Source organism: Cupriavidus ulmosensis (genome assembly GCF_977008105.1).
On the sequence record NZ_CDRMWP010000002.1, the window covers coordinates 2,686,573 to 2,705,472 of the forward strand.

Here is an 18,900-nt window from a genome sequence, read left to right on the forward strand (position 1 = left end):
AATGACCGTTTCCACCGCCGCCGCCGATGCCGTCAGCGCCGCCACGCTCGCCGGCATGCTGCGCACGCAGTCGCTCGACCAGTTGCAGCGGCGCACCGCCGAAGCGGTGCGCAAGCGCCCGGCCGATACGCAGGAACGCTGGCTGCTGTTCCAGCTGCTGTGCATCGACGGCGAATGGAACCGCGCGCTCAAGCAGCTCCAGACCTGGGCCACGCTGGAGCCCGCCGGCGAAGCCCGCGCCCAGCTGCATCGCGGCCTGATCCAGAGCGAGCTGTTCCGCATCGAGGTGTTCGCCGGCCGGCGCACGCCCGGCTTCATCGCGCCGGCGCCGGCATGGGTCGAGACGCTGCTGCAGGCCAACGCCCGGCTCGGCGCCGGCGACGTGGCGACGGCCGACACGCTGCGCCGCGCCGCGCTGGAGCAGGCGCCCGCCAGCCCCGGCGAGAGCCCCGAGATGGGCGCCTTCGCCTGGCTGGCCGAAAGCGACACGCGCCTGGGCCCGGTCTGCGAGATGGCGGTGGCCGGCGGCTACCGCTGGATTCCGTTCGAGCAGATGCAGTCGCTCACCTTCACGCCGGCCGGCACGCTGACCGACCTGGTGTGGCGCCCGGCCACCGCGGTGCTGCGCGACGCCACGGTCCTCAAGGGATACCTGCCGACCCGCTACGTCGGCTCCGACGCGGGCCCGACGCCGTGCCGGCTGGCGCGCGAGACGAGCTGGACGGACGTCGGCGACACCGGCGTGATCGGGCTGGGGCAGAAGACCTGGAGCACCGACCAGGGCGACTGGGGCCTGCTCGACCTCGGCAGTTGCCGCTTCGCGCACGGAAACGGCGATGCGGCAGCCTGACAACTGGCACCGGCCCGCCTACCTGCCGTCGCTGCTCGACCGGCTGCAGGACGACGCGCCCAACAAGCGCAGCGAGCGCCCCGACGCCTATGCGCCGGACGGCGAGGGCATGCGCAGGATCATCCGGCGCGACCTGAGCCTGCTGCTCAACACCACCAATCTCGACGGCGAACTCGACGCGGCGCGCTTTCCGGCGGCGGCCGCGTCCGTCGTCAACTACGGCGTGCCGCCGCTGTCCGGCAGCTACCTGAGCGACCGCAACTGGGAATCGCTCGAAAAACTGCTGCGCGCCGCGGTCATCCATTTCGAGCCGCGGCTGATTCCCGAGTCGGTGGCGATCCGCCCCGCGACCGATCCCGGCGCGGCCAGCTACAACAAGCTGGTGTTCGAGATCAGCGGCCTCATGCAGTGGTCGCCGTATCCGCTGGAGTTCCGCATCCAGAGCACCTTCGACATCGAAATGAACAAAGTGACGCTCGATCCGGGCGCACGCACAGGCAGTTGACATGGACCCGCAGTTTCTCGACCACTACAACCGCGAGCTGACCTACATGCGGGAGCTGGCCGGCGAATTCGCCGCCCGGCACCCGAAGATCGCGCGCCGGCTCGGCATGCAGGGCATCGAGGTGGCCGACCCGTTCGTGGAGCGCCTGATCGAGGCGTTCTGCTTCATGTCGGCGCGCACCCAGCTCAAGCTCGAAGCCGAGTTCCCGCGTTTCACCCAGCGCCTGCTCGAAGTCACCTACCCCAACTACATGGCGCCCACGCCGTCGATGGGCGTGGCGCGCCTGCGGCCGAGCCTGCGCGAGGGCAATTTCAGCAAGGGCTTCAAGGTGCCGCGCCACAGCGTGCTGCGCTCGGCGGTGCCGCCCGGCGAGCAGACCGCCTGCGAGTTCCGCAGCGGCCACGACGTCACCATCTGGCCGATCGAGATCGTCGATGCCAAGCTCACGGCGATCCCGCCCGACCTGCCGCCTACCGAGCGCCACCTGCGGCCCCACGTGCAGCTGCGCGGCGCGCTGCGCCTGCGCCTGCGCACCGTCGGCGAGATCCGCTTCTCGCAGATCGCCGGCCTCGACCGCCTGCCGCTGTACATCAACGGCGACGAGCGCATCGCCTCGCACCTGTTCGAGCTGATCCACGCCGGCAGCGTCGCCTCGGTGGTGCGCGCGTTCGGCGCGGCGCGCGGCGAGGGTCATGTGGTGTCCAGCGCCGCGGTCGATTTCGAGGGGCTGCGCGCCGACCAGAGCCTGCTGCCCGTGCCGTGGAACACCTTCCACGGCCACAACCTGCTGCAGGAGTATTTCACCTGCCGCCAGCGCTTCTATTTCTTCGCGCTGACGCAGCTCGGCGCCGGCCTGTCGGCCATCGACGGCAGGGAGGCGGAGATCGTGCTGCTGCTCGACCGCCTGCCCGAGACCCTGACCTCGCACGTCGACGCCGGGCGCTTCCTGCTGTTCTGCACGCCCGTCATCAACCTGTTCCCGAAGCGGACCGACCGCGTCGAGATCAACCGCGCGCTGACCGCCTTCCACCTGGTGCCCGACCGCAGCCGCCCGCTCGACTACGAGGTCTTCTCGGTGTCGCGCGTGTTCGGCCAGAAGGCGCAGACCTCGAACGAGGTGGTCTTCAACCCGCTGTACCAGACCCTGCACAGCGACACCGGCAACTACGGCCGCTACTTCTCCATCCTGCGCGAGCGGCGCACGCTGTCGGCCAACGTGCGCAAGTACGGCACGCGCACGCCGTACATCGGCACCGAGGTCTTCGTCTCGCTGGTCGACCAGGCCGAGGCGCCCTACGCCGACGACATCCGCTACCTGTCGGTGGAGGCCTGGGTCACCAACCGCGACCTGCCCCGGCTGATCCCGCGCAACGGCGTCAGCGACCTGACCATGCAGGAATCGGTGCCGATCGAGGGCGTGAGCCTGGTGCACGCGCCGAGCGTGCCGCGCGAGCCCTACGCCGCCGGCGAGACCGCCTGGCGGCTGATCCGCCAGCTCAGCTTCAACTACATGCCGCTGGCCGAGCTCGACCACGCCGACGGCGGGCAGGCGCTGCGCAACATGCTGCGGCTGTTCGTCGGCAGCGGCGACCACGAGCAGGCCGCGCAGATCGACAGCCTGGTCGGCGCGCGCACCGAACCCGTGGTGCGGCGCCTGCCCGGCCACGGGCTGCTGGTCTACGGGCGCGGCGTGCGCTGCGAGCTGACCGTGGACGAGACCGGCTTCTCCGGCGTCAGCCCCTACCTGTTCGGGCTGGTGCTGGAGCACTACCTGGCGCGCCACGTGTCGATCAACGTCTTCACCGAGACCGAGCTGCGCTCGATGCAGCGCGGCCTCGTCACGCGCTGGAAGGCCCGCATGGGCGGCCGCGGGGCGGTGTAGCCATGCACGCGCCCACCTCGCATCCGGTCGACGCCGGCTCCCCGATCCATCCCGACGCGCTGCGCGCGTGGTTCGACGAGCGCGCGCCGTGGCAGTCCAGCTTCCTCGGCCTGCTGCGCGCGATCTCCGCGCGCGCGCCCGGCATGCCGCTGCCGGGCACGGCGAGCCTGCCGGGCCAGGAACCGTTCCGCATCGGCCAGCAGCCGTCGCTGGCCTTCGCGCCGCGCGAGATCGCCGCGCTGGACGTGCGCGGCGGCCACCTGGACATCCGCCTGTTCGGCCTCGGGCTGTGGGGGCCGCAGGGGCCGCTGCCGCTGCACATGACGGAGCTGGCCTACACCCGCGGCGAGAGCCACCAGGACCACACGCTGAGCGCGTTCGCCAACCTGTTCCACCAGCGCGCGCTCACGCTGTTCTACCGCGCCTGGGCCGCGTCGCAGGCCACCGTCTCGCTCGACCGCCCCGACGACGAGGCGTTCTCGTTCTACGTCGGCAGCCTGATGGGCACGGACACCGCCGAGGCGGCGCTGACCCATCCGCCGACCCACGCGCGCTACGCCGCCTCGGCCCACCTGGTGCGCGAGGCGCGCAACCCGGACGGACTGGCGGCCACGCTGTCCCACTATTTCGGCGTGCCGGTGGCGGTCGACGAATACGTCGCGCACTGGATCCGCGTCGCCGGGCCGGAGCGCACCCGGCTGGGCGCGCCGGCCGAGTCCTCGATCGTGTGCGAAGGCGCCATGCTCGGCGAGATGGTGCCCGACTGCCAGCACAAGTTCCGGCTGGTGATCGGCCCGCTGGACCTGGACCAGTACCTGCGCCTCACGCCGCATGGCGACGACCTGCCCACGCTGGTCGACTGGGTGCGCGCCTTCGTCGGCTACGAATACGACTGGGAAATCAAGCTGCTGGTCAAGCCGCGCGCGGCGCCGCCGGCGCGCGCCGACGCCGCGCAGCGGCTCGGCTACTCCACCTGGCTCGGCGAATCGCTGGACGACCTGCCGGTCGTCGGCATGGTGTTCGAGCCGGAGAAATACTGTGCCTGACCTCGGAGATTTTCACGCATGAACGCGAACACGCCGGCCGCGGCGCTGCGCTACGCCGATCTTCTGGAACCCGTCTCGGCCGACGCACCGTGCGGCCCGGACCTCGAATACGATCCCGCCTTCGTCATGCTGCAGGCCGCCATCGCGCCGCGGGCCGACGCGCAGTACGGCGATTTCGTCGACGCGCCCCAGCCCGCCAACTGGGCCGAGGCCGAGCGCGACTGCCGCGCGCTGCTGCTGCGGACCAAGGACATCCGCCTGGCCGTGATCCTGGCCCGCTGCCGCACCCGCCAGGGCGACGCGGCCGGCCTGCGCGACAGCCTCGCGCTGCTCAAGGCCATGCTCGACCGCTACGGCGACGCGCTCCACCCGGTGCCGTTCTTCGAGGGCGAGCCCGACCCCGTGGTGTGCGCCAACGCCATCGCCGCGCTGGCCGACGCCGACGGCGCGCTGGCCGACGCGCGCGACATCCCGCTGCCCAAGACGGCGGGGCTGCAACTGCAGCTGCGCGACATCGAGAAGGCCTTCGCCGTGCCGCGCCAGAAGGACGCGCTGGCGCCGGAATCGGCCAGCCGGCTGCTGCGCGAGCTGTGGGCCAGGCGCGACCCGGCCGTGGTGGCGCTCGCCGAGGCGCAGCGGAGCGCCGCCGAACTCGATACGTGGAGCCGGGCAGCGCTCGGCGCCGACGCGCCCGACCTCGGCGCGCTGACGAAGCTGCTGCAGCCGTTCGCGCCGGCCAGCCTGGAATCGCCCCACGCGGCGGCGGCCCAGCCCGCCGGACTTCCCGCGCCGGCGGCGGACATGCCGGACACGAGCGACACGGCGGATGCGCCCAATGCGCCGGACACGCGGGCGGCCCCGCCGGCGGCGCCCGCGCTGCCGGCAGCCGCCGGTCCCGCGGACGCGCCGCGCCCTTGCGCCGGCCCGCCGGCCGACCGCTGGCAGGCGCTCGCCGCGATCCGCGACACGCGCCTGTGGTTCGAGGAGCACGAGCCGAGCAGCCCGGTCATCGTGCTGCTGCGGCAGGCCGAGCGCATGGTCGGCAAGCGCTTCTCCGAGCTGGCCCACATCATCCCCGCCGACCTGCTGCCGCTGTGGGACGCCGTCGATGCGTAGTCCGGGCCGGCCTTCCCGTTTATCCAGCGCCCCCGACTTCCGCGCGGGTTTCCGCCCCGGACCCGCCTCGTTTCCACGCCGTTCCCATCTCACTCCCTTCCAGCCATGAAAAGACCTTTCGCGCTACTGGCCTCCCTGTCCGCCGCCGGCCTGCTCGCCGCATCGCCGGGCGCCTTCGCCGAATGCCGGCCGATGACGCAGCCGGAGATCGACTACTCGGTCAACGTCGAAGGTATCAGAGCCCAGGCGTATTCGTCGTTCCAGATCAACTTCCCGGGGCCGGCCGAGGTCGATCCCGACCTCGGCATCGGCGAAACGATCGCGACAGGCGAATACAGAATGGACGACCGGCTCCGGTTTGCCATCTGCATCACTCCGTCCGGGACAATCAACTACGGGTTCTTCGCACCGTTCACGCTTTCCGTACTGGGACAGAAAATCTATGACACCGGCATCCCCGGCGTCGGCTTCCGGCTCAGCTATCAGCGCCCCAACAACGGGCGTGTCGACGTCATGCCTGTCGCGCTCCCGTGGGCAGGCAGCAGCAGTGTGTACTACAACATCAATGCCGGGGCGGTATACCGCATGGAGCTGATCAAGACCGGCAACAACATGCCGAGCCGGTCGGTGGTGAATCTGGGAACGGTTGCCACCTTCTACGGCGACCTGCCTGCTCCGGCACTCGGGCACATCAGCGTCAACAGCATCGAACTCAAGGTCCTGCCGAAGTGTCATGTCGACAGCAGCACGCTGAACATCGACTTCGGTCCGTTCGGCCCGGCCGACGTCTCCACCACCGCGGGCCCCACGCGGCAGGTCGATTTCACCGTGCGCTGCTCCGGCCCGACCCCGCCCGCCACGATCACCGCCACGCTGGCCGGCACGCCCGACGGCGACGATCCCCGCTTCATCCGCAACACCGGCGCCACCAACCTGGCGATCCGGCTGGCGGACCGGAGCACGTCCTACGTCCTCAAGCCCAACGACAGCAACAGCGCGCTCATACACGAGCCGTATGGCGCGATGGCGTCCAGCTTCTCGCTCGACGCCACGGTGCTGCGGGTCGGCAGCCGGACCCCCACGGCCGGCCAGATCCAGGCCACGGCGACCGTCACGCTGAGCATCCTGTGAACGAACACCTTCCCTTCTCATCACCGCATCTCATGAAATGAAACCCACGATTTTTGTCCAGATGGCCAGCTACCGGGACCCCGAGCTGATCCCGACGCTGCGCGACCTGATCGAACGCGCGGACCGGCCCGACATGCTGCGCATCGTCGTGTGCTGGCAGCACGCGCTGCACGAGACCGTCAGCGAATTCTTCGCGCGCGGCTTCGCCAAGTGGCGCCTCGATGCCAGCGGCCAGCACACGGTCCATACGCTGGCCTATGGCGATGCGTCGATCGAACTGATCGACGTGCCGCACATGGCATCGCAGGGCGCCTGCTGGGCGCGCAACCTGATCCAGCAGCAGTACCGCGCCGAGCGCTACACGCTGCAGCTCGACTCGCACCACCGCTTCGTCGATGGCTGGGACAGCCAGTTGACCGACATGCTGGAGTCGCTGCGCGCGGCCAGCCCCAAGCCGGTCCTCACGGCATACCTGCCGTCGTATTTTCCGCACGACGATCCCGGCGGGCGCCGCCAGAACCAGCTCGAAATGCGCTTCAGCCACTTCAGCAAGCGGGGCGTGGTGGTCTTTTGCCCGGCCCGGCTGTCGCACGCGACACCGCGGCAACCCGTTCCGGCACGCTTCTACAGTGGCCATTTCACGTTCGCCGACGGGAGTTTCTCGGTCGAGGTGCAACATGATCCGCAGTATTTCTTCCTTGGCGAGGAAATCTCGATCGCCGCGCGCGCCTATACCCACGGCTACGATCTCTATCACCCGCATCGGCTGATCGCCTGGCACGAGTACACGCGCAAGGGCCGCACCAAGATCTGGGACGACCACTCGGCGCAGGCCAAGGCCGACGGCGCGATTCCGATGTACTGGGGGGAGCGCGACAATATGTCGTACCAGCGCAATCGCGCGCTGTTCGGCATCGACGGCGAGCCGCGCGGCGACGCCGAATTCGGCCCGTACGGACTGGGCAGCGAGCGCACGCTCGCCGAGTACGAGACCTACGCGGGCATCGATTTCACCCATCGCGGCGTGCAGCGCGCGACCCTCGAGGCCGCGCCGCCGGCGCAGGGAATGGTGCCGGCGCGTGGCACCGAAGCGGAGTGGAAGGCATCGCTGGTACGCTCGAACGAGCTGCGCCTGTGCCTGCATCGGAAGACAATGAACGTGGCGTCGACGAAAGTCCACACCTGCCGCATGACCGTCCATGACGCCGCAGGCAGCGTGCTGCACCATCGCGTCATGGAGGCCGAGGAATTCGGCCAGGCCATGCGCGGCGAGTGGTTCGACCGCAACCTAATCTTCACCTCCGGGCTCGGGCAGCTTCCCGCCAGCTACGTCGTCGAACTGCTCGACGATGCCGGTGAGCAACTGGGACGGATAGAGCAGGCGGTCGAGGCCTGACATCCGGAGCGCGGGCGCGCATGGCTGCATGCGCGCCATTTGCACCGCATGCCCGTCCGGATTGCCGCCGGTCAGCGGATTGAACACGTAGCGGTACGGGCTCGCGCCGGCCGGCGCGGCGCGGTCGGGGCTCAGATAGCGGCCGGCGTCGGGATCGTAGAAGCGCGCGCCATTGAGATGCAGTCCGGTTTCCTCGTCCGCGTATTGCCCCGCGAAGCGCAGCGGCTGCCGCGCCTGCTCGCGCAGGCCGGTCGACGGCGCCAGTCCGCCCCAGGCCTTGTAGCGGCCGCGCCAGACCGGCTCGCCGCTCTCGTCGGTGAGCGCCACGGCGGTGCCGGCGCCATCGGTGTGATAGTGCAGCACGCGCATCGGGCCCAGCGTGCCGTCCTCGAGGCGCTTCTGGTCCACGCAGGCCAGCGGCGCGTATGCCGTCAGGCCATCCGCGGCCGGCTGGTACAGATAGGTCCGGATGCTGTCGCCGGTGCGCTCCTGCGCCAGGCGGCCGCCCTGCCAGACCAGTTGCGTGGCCTCGTCCTGCGCCCCGCCAAAAAGTGACCCCGGCAATCCGGGCAGCCCCTGCAGTCCGGCCAGGCCGGGCTCGGCCGGGCCGGCGCTGCGGCGGATGCAGCGGCCCAGCGCGTCGTAGCGGTAGCGCACCACGCGGTCGCGCTGCCGCGCGGCGACGAGCCGGCCCTCGGCATCCCACTCCAGCGACAGCGCGCCGGCCGCGCCGTGCTTGCCCGTCACCTGTCCCCAGGCATCGAATTCGTAGCGGTAGCCGCGGCACTCGAGCAGGCGGTGGTCCGCGTAGATGGCGGGCTGCCAGCCGGCGCGCGGCGTGTCGAGCAGGTTGCCGGCCCCGTCCCACGTGAAATACTCGATGCCGAGGTCGTCCGACACGCAGCGCAGCAGCGCGCCGCGCCGGTCGTAGTCGAAATGGATGCGGCCGTCGTAGCGGTCGTCCAGGCGCGCGAGGTTGCCCGCGGTGCTGTATTGCAGTTCGCGCCATTGCAGCACCTCGCCCGGCGCCATCTCGCCGTTCTCGCCAGGCACGGCGGTCATGGCGAACCAGCGCAGCGGCCAGCCGGTCTCGGTGTAGTGAGTGTGGAGATAGAGCGCGCCCTGCGAGCGCAGCACGCAGCGGCGCATGGCGTCGTGCTGGAACGCGGCGATGCCGTGCATGTCCTGGCCGCTGCCCAGGCCGAGCAGCGCGGGCGCGCCCGCTTCGTCGTGCTCGGTCTTGACCGTCTGGCCGTGCGGCAGCGTGACCTCGGTCGCGCGGCCGGCCGCGTCGTAGAGATAGGTCAGCGTGCCGTTGGCGCCGTGCTCGGCGGTCATGCGGCCGAGCGCGTCGTATTCGAAGCGGATCGTGTCCGGCTCCAGGCCGAGCGCGCGCCCCGCCTCGGTGGGCTCGTAGCCGACCGCCTCGGGCAGTCCCCGGCGCGTGTAGATGAAGCGATAGCGGGCATGCTGCGTCTCGCGCGAGACCAGCCGCCCGAGCGCATCGTGGTCGAACGTCTCGGTGCGCGCGAGCGCGCCCGCGGTGGCCGTGACCTGCCCCAGCGTGCCCGCCGCCGCGTAGGCGAACTCGCGCCGCACGCCGTCGGCGTCCGTCACCGACTGCAGGCGCCCGGCCGGGTCCCAGGCCAGTTGCTGTATCGCGCCGTTGCTGCCCGCGGTGCGCGTGCGGCGGCCGTGCGCGTCGTACTCGTGCAGCGTGACGTGGCCTTCCTCGTCGACCGCGCGCACGACGTTGCCGCGCGCGTCGCGGTGCCAGTGCCGGGTCTGCCCGTCCGCGCCGGTCCACGACACCGGCTGGCCGGCGGCGTTCCACGCGTGGCGCTCCTCGCGGTCGTCCGGCAGCGTCACCACGAGCGGGCGGCCCAGCAGGTCGGGCTCGATCCTGGTGAGCGCGCCCTGCGCGTCGATGACGGACACGACGTGGCCGGCGGCGTCGCGGCCATAGGCGGTGGCGCGGCCGCCCGGCTCCACGCGCCGCGCCAGCTGGCCGCGCGCGTCGTACTCCAGCACGGTCGCCTGGCCCTGCTCGTCGGTGCGGTGCTCCGACAGGCCGCCGTCCTGCTCTTCGTGCCGGATCTGCGTGATGCCGTGGCGCGGCGACTGGCGGCGCACCGCCTGCAGGCGGTCGTTGCGCTGCCACAGCCAGGTCCGGCCGTCGTCATGGCGGATGCTGACGAGCTTGCCGGTGGCGAAGGCATAGACCCGCGAGCATTCGGCGCCGAGCGGGTCGATCTCCTGCGTGACGCGGCCCAGGTTGTCGTAGACCGCGCGCAGGCGCCGCTCGCCGGGCAGAGCCAGCATGACCGGCCATCCCGCGCCGTTGTATTCGAAGACGTGGCGGCGCCCGTCGAAGCCGACGTGGGCGCGCACGCGGCCGCAGGTGTCGTACTGCCAGTGCGCGGCGTGGCCGAACACGTCGACCGCCTGGCTGGTGCGGTTCTCGATGCGGTAGGTGCAGCGCTCGTGCGCGCCGTCGCTGGTGATCCGCTCGGCCACGCGCTGCGTGCCGCCCACGGGCTGCCACACGTAGCGCGTGACGTGGCCCAGCGGCCCGGTCTCCTCGACCATGCGCCCGCCGGCATAGGCGAAGCGGCGCACCACGTCGCCGAGCCGGTTGCGCACCTCTGCAAGCTGGCCGTGCGCGTCGTAGCCGTACCTGACCAGGAAGCCGGCGCCGCCGCCGTCGACGCACTCGATGCCGGTCAGGCGCGAGCTCGCCTGCGCGTAGTGCAGGCGCAGCTCGTGCCCGCAGGTGCCGCGCATGCGCAGCAGGCGGCCAGCCTCGTCCCAGATGCAGCCGATGCGATGCTGGTGGATGTCCTCGACGTACTTCAGCCGCGCCACGCCGCGCGCGTCGAAGTCCCCGAACACGCGGTAGCGCGGCGTCAGGTCGGCCACCACCATGCGCCCGTCGGGCAGGCAGGCGATGTGCAGCTGCTCCGCCGACACGATGACCTGGGCGCCGCGCGCGGGCGCCGGCACCGACAGCGCGCGGCCCTGCTCGTCGGTGTAGACCAGCCGGTCGTGCACGCGCGCGAGCGTGACTTCCCAGGGCGAGCGCCAGCCCGGTCCCAGCAGCCCGCCGCCGGGCAGCAGGCTGGAATAGAAGCGGTTCCAGGTGATCGGCAGGCGTCCGGGCAGCGCGAAATCGGCCTCGTTCCACGGCAGGCAGATCTTGGCGCCGGTGGTCATGTCCACCGTTTCGCACAACAGCCCCGAGAGCGCGCGGCGCGCGCCGTAGCGCCCCGCGAGGTCGCCCGGCTGATGCCGGAAACGGCCCGCCGGCGGCGCCACCTCCAGCGATTCCAGCACCACGCCTTCCAGGCCGGCCAGCACGCCGCCCAGTCCTCCGATCCCGCTCATGCTTCTCCTTTGCTCAACCGCCGATGGAGACGTCGCCGGAGCCCGTGACGATGGGCGCTCCGCATGACGTCAGGCTGCCGACGAACGCCGCCGGCAGGCCATTGATGAAAACCGAGCCGGAACCCAGCACCACCGCCTGCGCGGAACAGTGCGGCCCGCACACGGCGATGCTGCCGCCGACGAAGGCGGCGGGGATGCCGTTGATGGACACGTCGCCCGAGGCTGTGACGACCACGCCGCCGTGGCCGATGGCGTCGCCGAGCCTTGCTGCGGGACTACCCATGATGAATCTCCTTCAGAAGAATGGGGCGACTGCGCCCTGGTTCGCGTAAACGCCGCGGCCCCTTTTCGGTCCCGCGGAGGGACCGCGGCGGCGCCGGATCAATCGACATCACCTGTAGTTTCGGGATACGTCTCGGGCGGCTCCGGTGTCGATGGTTCCGGCGTTGACGGCTCTGGTGTCGACGGCTCAGGCGTTGACGGTTCTGGTGTCGACGGCTCCGGTGTCGACGGTTCTGGTGTCGATGGCTCCGGCGTTGACGGCTCCGGTGTCGACGGCTCAGGCGTTGACGGCTCCGGTGTCGACGGCTCAGGGGTTGACGGTTCTGGTGTCGACGGCTCAGGCGTTGACGGCTCCGGTGTCGACGGCTTCGGCGTCGACGGCTCCGGCGCCGGCGGCAACGGCCGCAGCTTCGGCGCCGTCACCGAGAACCCGAACGCGGGCAGCGGGATCGGCGGCACGACGCCGCTGCCGCCGCCGCCGCCGCTGGCCGCGCTGTCGGAGTCGCCCGGGTTGAGGTCGACCTGCGAGCCCTGTATCACCACGTGGCTGCTGCCGATGATGCGGATCTTGGTGCCGACGATCTTGATGCTGCCATCGGGCGACAGCGTGATCCCGGCCGCGCCGCAGCAGAAGTTGATCAGGCCGCCCACGGCCAGCGCGTAGACGCCGCCGACCGAGGTCGAGTAGGCGCCGCCGACCGCGACCGCGCGCGCGCCGCCGACGTTCAACGCGGACGCGCCGCCGACCTGGGTCGACTCGGCGCCGCCCACGGAATAGCTGGCGGCGCCGCCGACGATGCTGGTAAACGTCGCGCCGACCGAGCACGAGTACGTCAGGCCCACGCCGAGCGAGAGGTTCACGCCGACCGTGTGCGACTCGTTGTTCTTGGTCAGGCGGTTCATGTCCTTCTCCGCCTGGATCTCGACCTCCTCCGCGCCGAGCTTGTCCTCGAAGCGGATGGCGTTGTAGTTCTGGCGCCCGCCGGTGATGGTCTTGCTCTTGAAGCCGCTCTTGGTCGCTTCCGCGGGCAGATCCCACGGCGGCGGCGTCATGGTGTTGTAGAGGCTGCCGTGGATCAGCGGGCGGTCCGGGTCGCCGTTCAGGAAGCCGACGATCACTTCCTGCCCGATGCGCGGAATGTAGATGCCGCCGAAGTTGGTGCCGGCCCAGGCCTGGCTGACGCGCACCCAGCACGAGTCGGTGGCGTCGTTGCGCGCGTAGCGGTCCCACAGGAAGCGCACCTTGACGCGGCCGAATTCGTCGGTCCACACCTCCTGGCCCTGCGGCCCGACCACGATGGCCGACTGCGGGCCGTGCGTGGTCGGCTTGGGCGTCTCGCGCGGCATGCGGAAGACCTCGCCGGTGGGCTGCACCACCAGCTCGTTGTTGCATTCGTAGCGATAGCCGCTGCCGGTCTCGTCGGCGACCTCGGTCAGCGCCAGCGCGGATTCGATCACCAGGTATTCGCGGTTCGCTTCCTCGTGCTGGTGCCGCGTCAGGACGAAGGTCTGCCCGCAGCCGATGCCGCGCACGTTGCCCTTGCCGTAGGCCCGCGTGCCGGGCGCGCGCCGCTCCTCCATGCGCACGCGGCTGATGAGCTCGCCGTGCTTGCTGTCGGTGTAGTCGCCCGGCCACTCGTAGAGCTCGCCCTCGCCCCAGTTGGTCTCGCGCGGCTGGTGGTTGGAGGTGCCGATCAGCGCGCGCGGGCGCGTGAAGTCGAAGTCGTCGATGACCACGCGGCCCGGCCGCAAGGCCTCGTCGGTGGAGAAGTAGCCGATGTACTCGATGTCGATCTTGCCGCCGTCCGGATGGTGGACCAGCTCGTGATAGGCCTCGCTGGGCGACTTGCGGTGCGCGCCGATGTGGTCGCACAGCACGAGGCGGTGCTTGTTGTCGGTGTGCTCGAAGAACCAGTAGATGCCCCACTCCTCCATCAGGCGCTGGATGAAGTCGAAATCGGTCTCGCCGTACTGGACCTGGAACGCGCGCGGCTCGTTGCGCTCGCTCTCGCCGCGCACCGAATACTTCTCGATGTCGAGGCGCTTTTCCACCGGGTAGGGATAGTCGTGCAGCACCGTGTCGATGATCTCGACCACGGTCTTGTCCTGGAAGATCTTGTAGTCGCTGGTCAGCGTGGCCAGCCACAGCCAGGGCCGCAGCTCCACGCGGTAGATGTTGTAGCGGCCCTCGCCGCGCAGGAAGCCCGCCTTCACCACCAGCCCGCTGATCTCGCGCACGCCCGCGCCCACCCCGCCCAGCGCCCCCGTGCCGATGCCGTCGAGCTGCAGGCTGACCGTCATTTCCGTGCCGATCATCGCCTTCAGGTCCAGATTGGCGCTGGTGGACAGCGGCACGTGGAAGTCATCCGGCGTGCGCAGGAGCAGCTCGTATGCGTAGAGCTTCCCGAGATGCTCCTCGCCCCGCAGGGACAGGAACCGGAGTGCCGGCTGGCCAAGCAACCGGGGCATCGCGTCGCTGCGGATGGCCACCGTGTGATCCTGGACAATCCGGCTCGCAGAAGAATTCATTGACATACAGTCCTCTCGATCCTACTCAACCAAACAAATTTGCGCCACGCGGCCGGCCCGGCCGCGCGGCTTCGCACCGCGCCGCTCAGGGCCGGGCGCCGCCGCTGTTCAGGGGCGGCTGCACGCGCACCTGCGCGCGCCGCAGCAGCACCTCGATCAGCAGATCGGCGCCGATGCCCTGCGCGGCCTCCACCAGGTAATCGGCAGCCAGGTCGAGATCCCTCGGACCACGCGCGTCGACAATCTTCTGACCGAACTCGGCCACCCGCCGCATGCAGTAGACCGCCCGCGGCCCCGGCACGGCGGGCTCCCCCGCCGCCGTGGCGATGCCCTTCACCCATCCGACCGGCGTCGCGTGGACGCCCAGCCACTCGCCGAGCATGCCGGCAATGGTGTGGAGGTTGCCGGCGGCGCACAGCGCGGCCACCCTGGCGCCGTCCACCTCGCGCAGGCGCCAGGCGGCGCGCCACAGCGCGCTCTCCAGCTTCTTCGCGTGCGGCAGGCGCCGGAAGGCGACGATTTCCCGGTATTCCCGGTGGCGGCTGCGCAGCGTGGTGCAGTTCGAGGCGATGGCGCGCTCGAGCACGCGCGTATCCGGCTCGTGCCGGCTCGGCAGCTTGTCGAAGGTGTAGGTGTCAGCGTCCCTGATGTTCATGAATCCGCCTATTGTCCTGTTGACGAGTAAGGGGCCGTGCCGCCGGCCAGCTCAATGCACCGCCGGCAGCCCGGCGCCGGCCGGCCGCGCCGCGGCCATCTTGCGCGCGCCGCCGGCCCCGCGGCCCGCGGCGGTGCCGGGGCAGCGGAAGTCCTTCAGCAGGTTGGTCGCGAGCGGGTTGAACTGCCCGCCCGTGACCAGTTCCAGCGCCGCGTGCCGGCCGTCGAAATCGAAATCCACCACCAGCCGGCTGGCCGACGCGGTGCCGCTCAGGCGGCCGCGCTCGATCAGCCGGAACAGCGCCCACGGCCCGCTGGCGACGATCGTCGAGGTGTCGGGCCGGATGCGCGGCCTGGCCGTGATCTCGGCCACCGCGCCGCCGCGCGGCCCGGGCCAGCTCAGCGCGAAGGGCCGCACCGGGCCATGCGCGTAGCGCAGGCCCTGGCCGTCCACGTCGACCGACAGTTCGGTGATCTCCGGGTCGATGGCGGCGATCCTGGCATCCATCTTCCACGCCATGCGCTTGGCGCCGGGCTCGCGGAAGAACAGCTCGCGGATCGCCGCGGCGCGCTCGAACGGCTCCAGGCTCGGCCCCTGGATCGGCGGCATGCCGGGATTGAGCGCCTTGTAGCGCCACGGCCTGACGTTGGTGTCCACATAACTGGCGAACGATTTCTGGAAGAAGTCGTCGAGCAGGCCCCCGGCGGCGAACACGCGGTTGAAGTCCTCGATGTCGACTTCCTGGCTGCTGGCCGCGAACGGATATTTCCCCTCGATGGCCAGGCGGCAGCTCGCGCCAACGCTGGAGTCCATCTGCAACGCCAGCAGCGCGCCCACCTCGCGCCCGACCTTGCTGGCCGACTGCGAGGCGATGCCGCCCAGCACCAGCCGCAGCGGCGCGGGCAGCTTGTCGGCTTCCATCTGCAGCGTGGTGCCGATGTCCAGCGCGGGCGGCATGCTGCTGCTGGCCAGCGCGTTGTCGGCCACCGCCAGGCGCGTGTACTGCTCGTTGAGCAGCGCGATGAGCGCGTCGAGCTGCAGCGCCTTGCTGCCGCTGACCGGCGGATTGCTCATGGCCGGGCCGCTGCCGGTGTCCGCCTGGCCGGTGACGACCTCGCGCAGCGCGGCGAAGCGGTTGTCCACCAGCTCTTTTTCCAGCCGCTGCTCGGGCCGCTGCGCGGCGATCCTGGCGGCGGTGGTCGCCGCCGCCTGCGCGGTACCGGACTTGCGCCCCACCGCGGCCAGCGCCATGTCGGCCAGCGACGAATCCTCCTCGCGCCCGGCCAGCGACAGCGAGGTCTCGCGCACGGCGGCGCGGGCCAGCCGCACCAGCGGCGAATCCGGCGAAGCCAGCACGCGCAGCGTGTTGAGGTCGAGCGCCAGCGTGCCGCCGACGCTCTGCGCGCCGGCCGCCGCCGGACGGATGTCGGCCAGGAACCGCTGCCAGTAGTTGCCGTAGTCGGTCAGGTACTGGCGGCGAATGTCGTCGGCGATGGCCGACCTGCCCGCCACCAGGCTGGTGTTGCGCAGCCCGCCCAGCGGCGCCGTGGCGGCCTCCGCGCGGCCCATGACCCAGGCGTCGTCGCTCTGCGCGCGCGCCAGGAACTCGGGCAGGCGCTTGCTGAAGATCTCGTGGTAGCCGCCGTAGGTATAGAGACCGGGGACACCGCGCTCGAACTGCGTGTCGTCGGCCAGCACGAAGATCGACGAACCCTGGATGCCGGCCGCGCGGGCCAGCGTGAAGTTCTCCGGCGCTTCCTTTTCCATCGAGGCCATCGCGCGCTCGTAGAGCCGGCGCGGCGCCGGGTTGCTGCTCAGGAAGCTGCGCGCGCGCTGCACCAGCGCCGCGTCCTGCGGCACGCCGGGTCGGGCCGGGCGCGCGGCGAACATGGCGTCCAGATGCTGGCTCATGGCCTCGCGGCCGCCCATCGCCGTGGCGCCGTCGGTGCGCTCCCAGTCGCGCAGCACCCAGTTCCCGACGGTCTGCGCGTCGAAGCGCTTGTCGTCGTAGAGCATCAGGTAGGCCATCAGCGTGCGGTAGACCTCGTCGGCGTTGCCGGCGTCGACCTGCGCGCCCAGCACCGCCTCGACGCGGCGCACCACCTGCGGGAACAGGGCCTGGTGCAGCAGGCTCGAGTACGTCGTCCGCGACGCGTCGACGATGACGGGCGCCGTGTACAGGCCGTAGCGGTAGGCGCCGCCCGGCGCGAGCAGATCGAGGCTGCGGTACTGCGGCAGGTCGCGCGAGGCGTCCAGCATGCCGGCGATGGCGCCCGCCCGCGGCGCCTTGTTGTAGGCCTTGACGCCGGCCGCCAGCTCGCCGGTCTTCTGCGAGATCACCGTCAGGTAGGCACGGTTGTTGTCGAAGCTCACCGTGAGCGCGCTGACCAGCCACAGGAACAGCGTGGCGACCAGCAGGTGCCCGGCCCAGCGCACCATGCACAGGCGGATCTCCCATTTCAGGTTGGGCCGCACCAGGTACGCTTCCGGCACGATCACCTGCCGGAACACGTCGCGCAGGAAATAGCCGCGGTGGACCGGCGGCGCCGCGTCGGCGCGGGCGGCCTCGGCCGCGCCGTCGTCCGGGCGCAGCCTGGCGAGCCGGCGCCGCAGGCGCTGCATCAGCGTCTCGCGGTCGGCCGGCACGACCTGGCCGGTCTGCTCGGTGCTGGTGAAATAGACGCCGCGCATGGTGGTCTGCAACTGCGTGTCGTCGTAGCGCGAGTCGAGGAACACCAGCCCGAGCGTGTCGACCAGGACCGCGCACAGGCTGCGGAACTCGCGCGGCAGCGCGTAGAGCGTCTTGCGGCGGTCGTTGTCGTACTCCTCGAGCAGGCGGTTGTTGAGGCCGGCGTCGATGCGCGCCTCCAGTTGCGCGAGCTCGTCGGCGCAATGCCGGCGCAGGTCGGCGACCTCCGCCGAGGCGCCGTCGCCGCCGTGCGGCAGCGTGAAGCCCCAGGCCTGCGCGCGCCCTTCCGCGCTCAGCGACTGGAAATACTCGGGAAAGCCCGGCAGCAGGTCGAGCTTCGTCACCAGCACGTAGACCGGGAAGCGGATGCCGAGCTGGTTGCGCAGCTCACCCAGCCGCGCGCGCAGGCTGGCCGCCAGCGCGGTGCGCTCGCCGTCGGACTTGTCCAGCAGTTCGGCCGCGCTGATGGCCAGGATGGCGCCGTTGACCGGCGCGCGCGGACGGTGCTTGCGCAGCAGGCCGAGGAAACCCCGCCATTCCGCCGCGTTGACCGCCGCGGCCGGTCTGTCTTGCTGGCCTTGTTCGCCGCGTTCCTCATCTCCGGCTTGTTCGGCCTGCTCGGCCTGTCCGGCTTGCTCGACTTGTGCGTCGCTCCGGCTCTCGTGCTGGACGTAGCGCCCGGCCGTGTCGATCAGCACCGCCTCGTTGGCGAACCACCAGTCGCAGTTGGCGGTGCCGCGCGCGCCGCGCGGCGCCGACTGCGCGCCCATCTGGTCGGCCAGCGGGAATTCCAGCCCGGAGCCCAGGATGGCGCTGGTCTTGCCGGCGCCGGGCGTGCCCAGCATCAGGTACCACGGCAGCTCGTACAGATGGCGGCCTCTTTCGAGCACGCGCGTGCGCAGCGTGCCGCCGCGCAGCCGCTTGAGCTGCCCGACCGCCTTGGCGACCACCAGGCTGACCGTGCGGATCTCGTCGCGCGCCACCGGGTCGGCCTTGTCGGAGGACGGATTGAGAATCCGCTTGAGGAGGTCCGGGTTGGCGCGCACCGCGTGCCACAGCCGGTACAGGCCATAGGCCGAGTAGCAGAAGACGATCACCGAGATCAGCAGCACGCGCACCCACACCGGCGCCAGCGGATGATGCTCGGCCAGCCCGAACAGCGGCCCCGCGTGCCACAGCAGCACGCACAGCGCGACGGCGGCGACCGGGCTCAGCGGCCACCCCAGCAGCCAGAACAGCAGCAGCGCCAGCAGCAGCACGATGACGGTCACGCGCGGGCCGGCATCCTCGAGCGGATGCAGCTGGCCGAAGGCCAGCAGCGGGCCGACGAACCACACCGCCAGCGACAGCAGCGCGACCGCGATGAACGCGAGCGTCTGCCGCGAGAACAGGAATCGGAAAAAACGTTTCAAGTAAGACATGGCGGGCTCCGTCG

At 70.9% G+C, this 18,900-nt stretch carries 12 protein-coding genes; 7 read left to right on the plus strand and 5 right to left on the minus strand.

All coding sequences use genetic code 11. The features are described from left to right. Window position 1: 1 nt before the first annotated feature. The 7 genes from ACWTPI_RS31650 (at window position 2) to ACWTPI_RS31680 (ending at window position 7,926) form a co-directional block, all read left to right on the plus strand. A complete protein-coding gene (locus tag ACWTPI_RS31650) occupies window positions 2-850 on the plus strand; it encodes a type VI secretion system accessory protein TagJ (protein WP_020201812.1) in 849 nt (282 codons plus the stop codon). Then, window positions 837-1,355: a type VI secretion system baseplate subunit TssE gene (gene tssE / locus ACWTPI_RS31655; RefSeq protein WP_020201811.1), complete on the plus strand. Its 519-nt coding sequence runs from the start codon at window positions 837-839 to the stop codon at window positions 1,353-1,355. The genes ACWTPI_RS31650 and tssE overlap by 14 nt, the downstream gene beginning before the upstream one ends. A 1-nt stretch (window position 1,356) precedes the next feature. Next, the gene (gene tssF, locus ACWTPI_RS31660) at window positions 1,357-3,237 is read left to right on the plus strand and encodes a type VI secretion system baseplate subunit TssF (protein WP_020201810.1); all 1,881 of its coding nucleotides are present in this window, start codon (window positions 1,357-1,359) and stop codon (window positions 3,235-3,237) included. Window positions 3,238-3,239: 2 nt separating this feature from the next. After that, a complete protein-coding gene (gene tssG / locus ACWTPI_RS31665; RefSeq protein ID WP_454733746.1) occupies window positions 3,240-4,283 on the plus strand; it encodes a type VI secretion system baseplate subunit TssG in 1,044 nt (347 codons plus the stop codon). An 18-nt stretch (window positions 4,284-4,301) separates the two neighbouring features. Beyond that, window positions 4,302-5,399 carry a type VI secretion system protein TssA gene (locus tag ACWTPI_RS31670; RefSeq protein WP_454733747.1) on the plus strand — a complete coding sequence of 366 codons (1,098 nt, stop codon included), beginning with the start codon at window positions 4,302-4,304 and terminating at the stop codon, window positions 5,397-5,399. A gap of 105 nt (window positions 5,400-5,504) precedes the next feature. Next, entirely contained in the window at window positions 5,505-6,530 is a 1,026-nt protein-coding gene (locus tag ACWTPI_RS31675; protein WP_020201807.1) for a fimbrial protein, read from the plus strand. A gap of 37 nt (window positions 6,531-6,567) precedes the next feature. Next, complete coding sequence (locus tag ACWTPI_RS31680) at window positions 6,568-7,926, plus strand: GlcNAc-transferase family protein (RefSeq protein ID WP_454733748.1); 1,359 nt, start codon at window positions 6,568-6,570, stop codon at window positions 7,924-7,926. On the opposite strand, the gene ACWTPI_RS31685 is transcribed toward ACWTPI_RS31680, so the two are convergent. The 5 genes from ACWTPI_RS31685 to tssM all read right to left on the minus strand — a co-directional run bounded on the left by ACWTPI_RS31685 (window position 7,819) and on the right by tssM (window position 18,886). Next, window positions 7,819-11,310 carry an RHS repeat-associated core domain-containing protein gene (locus ACWTPI_RS31685; protein ID WP_454733749.1) on the minus strand — a complete coding sequence of 1,164 codons (3,492 nt, stop codon included), beginning with the start codon at window positions 11,308-11,310 and terminating at the stop codon, window positions 7,819-7,821. The two genes, ACWTPI_RS31680 and ACWTPI_RS31685, sit on opposite strands and share 108 nt — an antisense overlap. A gap of 13 nt (window positions 11,311-11,323) precedes the next feature. Further along, on the minus strand, window positions 11,324-11,593 hold the full coding sequence (locus ACWTPI_RS31690) for a PAAR domain-containing protein (protein ID WP_020201804.1): 270 nt from the start codon (window positions 11,591-11,593) through the stop codon (window positions 11,324-11,326). Between the two features lie 98 nt (window positions 11,594-11,691). Continuing rightward, window positions 11,692-14,121 carry a type VI secretion system Vgr family protein gene (locus tag ACWTPI_RS31695; RefSeq protein WP_454733750.1) on the minus strand — a complete coding sequence of 810 codons (2,430 nt, stop codon included), beginning with the start codon at window positions 14,119-14,121 and terminating at the stop codon, window positions 11,692-11,694. Between the two features lie 85 nt (window positions 14,122-14,206). Beyond that, window positions 14,207-14,776, minus strand: coding sequence for a hypothetical protein (locus tag ACWTPI_RS31700; RefSeq protein WP_454733751.1), 570 nt, complete (start codon window positions 14,774-14,776; stop codon window positions 14,207-14,209). Between the two features lie 51 nt (window positions 14,777-14,827). Beyond that, a complete protein-coding gene (tssM, locus tag ACWTPI_RS31705; protein WP_454733752.1) occupies window positions 14,828-18,886 on the minus strand; it encodes a type VI secretion system membrane subunit TssM in 4,059 nt (1,352 codons plus the stop codon). Window positions 18,887-18,900 lie beyond the last annotated feature (14 nt).

Bases quoted from the DNA above. Each gene is read 5' to 3' on its own strand.
- ACWTPI_RS31650 (WP_020201812.1), top strand. From the start codon at position 2: ATGACCGTTTCCACCGCCGCCGCCGATGCCGTCAGCGCCGCCACGCTC.
- tssE (WP_020201811.1), top strand. From the start codon at position 837: ATGCGGCAGCCTGACAACTGGCACCGGCCCGCCTACCTGCCGTCGCTG.
- tssF (WP_020201810.1), top strand. From the start codon at position 1,357: ATGGACCCGCAGTTTCTCGACCACTACAACCGCGAGCTGACCTACATG.
- tssG (WP_454733746.1), top strand. From the start codon at position 3,240: ATGCACGCGCCCACCTCGCATCCGGTCGACGCCGGCTCCCCGATCCAT.
- ACWTPI_RS31670 (WP_454733747.1), top strand. From the start codon at position 4,302: ATGAACGCGAACACGCCGGCCGCGGCGCTGCGCTACGCCGATCTTCTG.
- ACWTPI_RS31675 (WP_020201807.1), top strand. From the start codon at position 5,505: ATGAAAAGACCTTTCGCGCTACTGGCCTCCCTGTCCGCCGCCGGCCTG.
- ACWTPI_RS31680 (WP_454733748.1), top strand. From the start codon at position 6,568: ATGAAACCCACGATTTTTGTCCAGATGGCCAGCTACCGGGACCCCGAG.
- ACWTPI_RS31685 (WP_454733749.1), bottom strand. From the start codon at position 11,310: ATGAGCGGGATCGGAGGACTGGGCGGCGTGCTGGCCGGCCTGGAAGGC.
- ACWTPI_RS31690 (WP_020201804.1), bottom strand. From the start codon at position 11,593: ATGGGTAGTCCCGCAGCAAGGCTCGGCGACGCCATCGGCCACGGCGGC.
- ACWTPI_RS31695 (WP_454733750.1), bottom strand. From the start codon at position 14,121: ATGAATTCTTCTGCGAGCCGGATTGTCCAGGATCACACGGTGGCCATC.
- ACWTPI_RS31700 (WP_454733751.1), bottom strand. From the start codon at position 14,776: ATGAACATCAGGGACGCTGACACCTACACCTTCGACAAGCTGCCGAGC.
- tssM (WP_454733752.1), bottom strand. From the start codon at position 18,886: ATGTCTTACTTGAAACGTTTTTTCCGATTCCTGTTCTCGCGGCAGACG.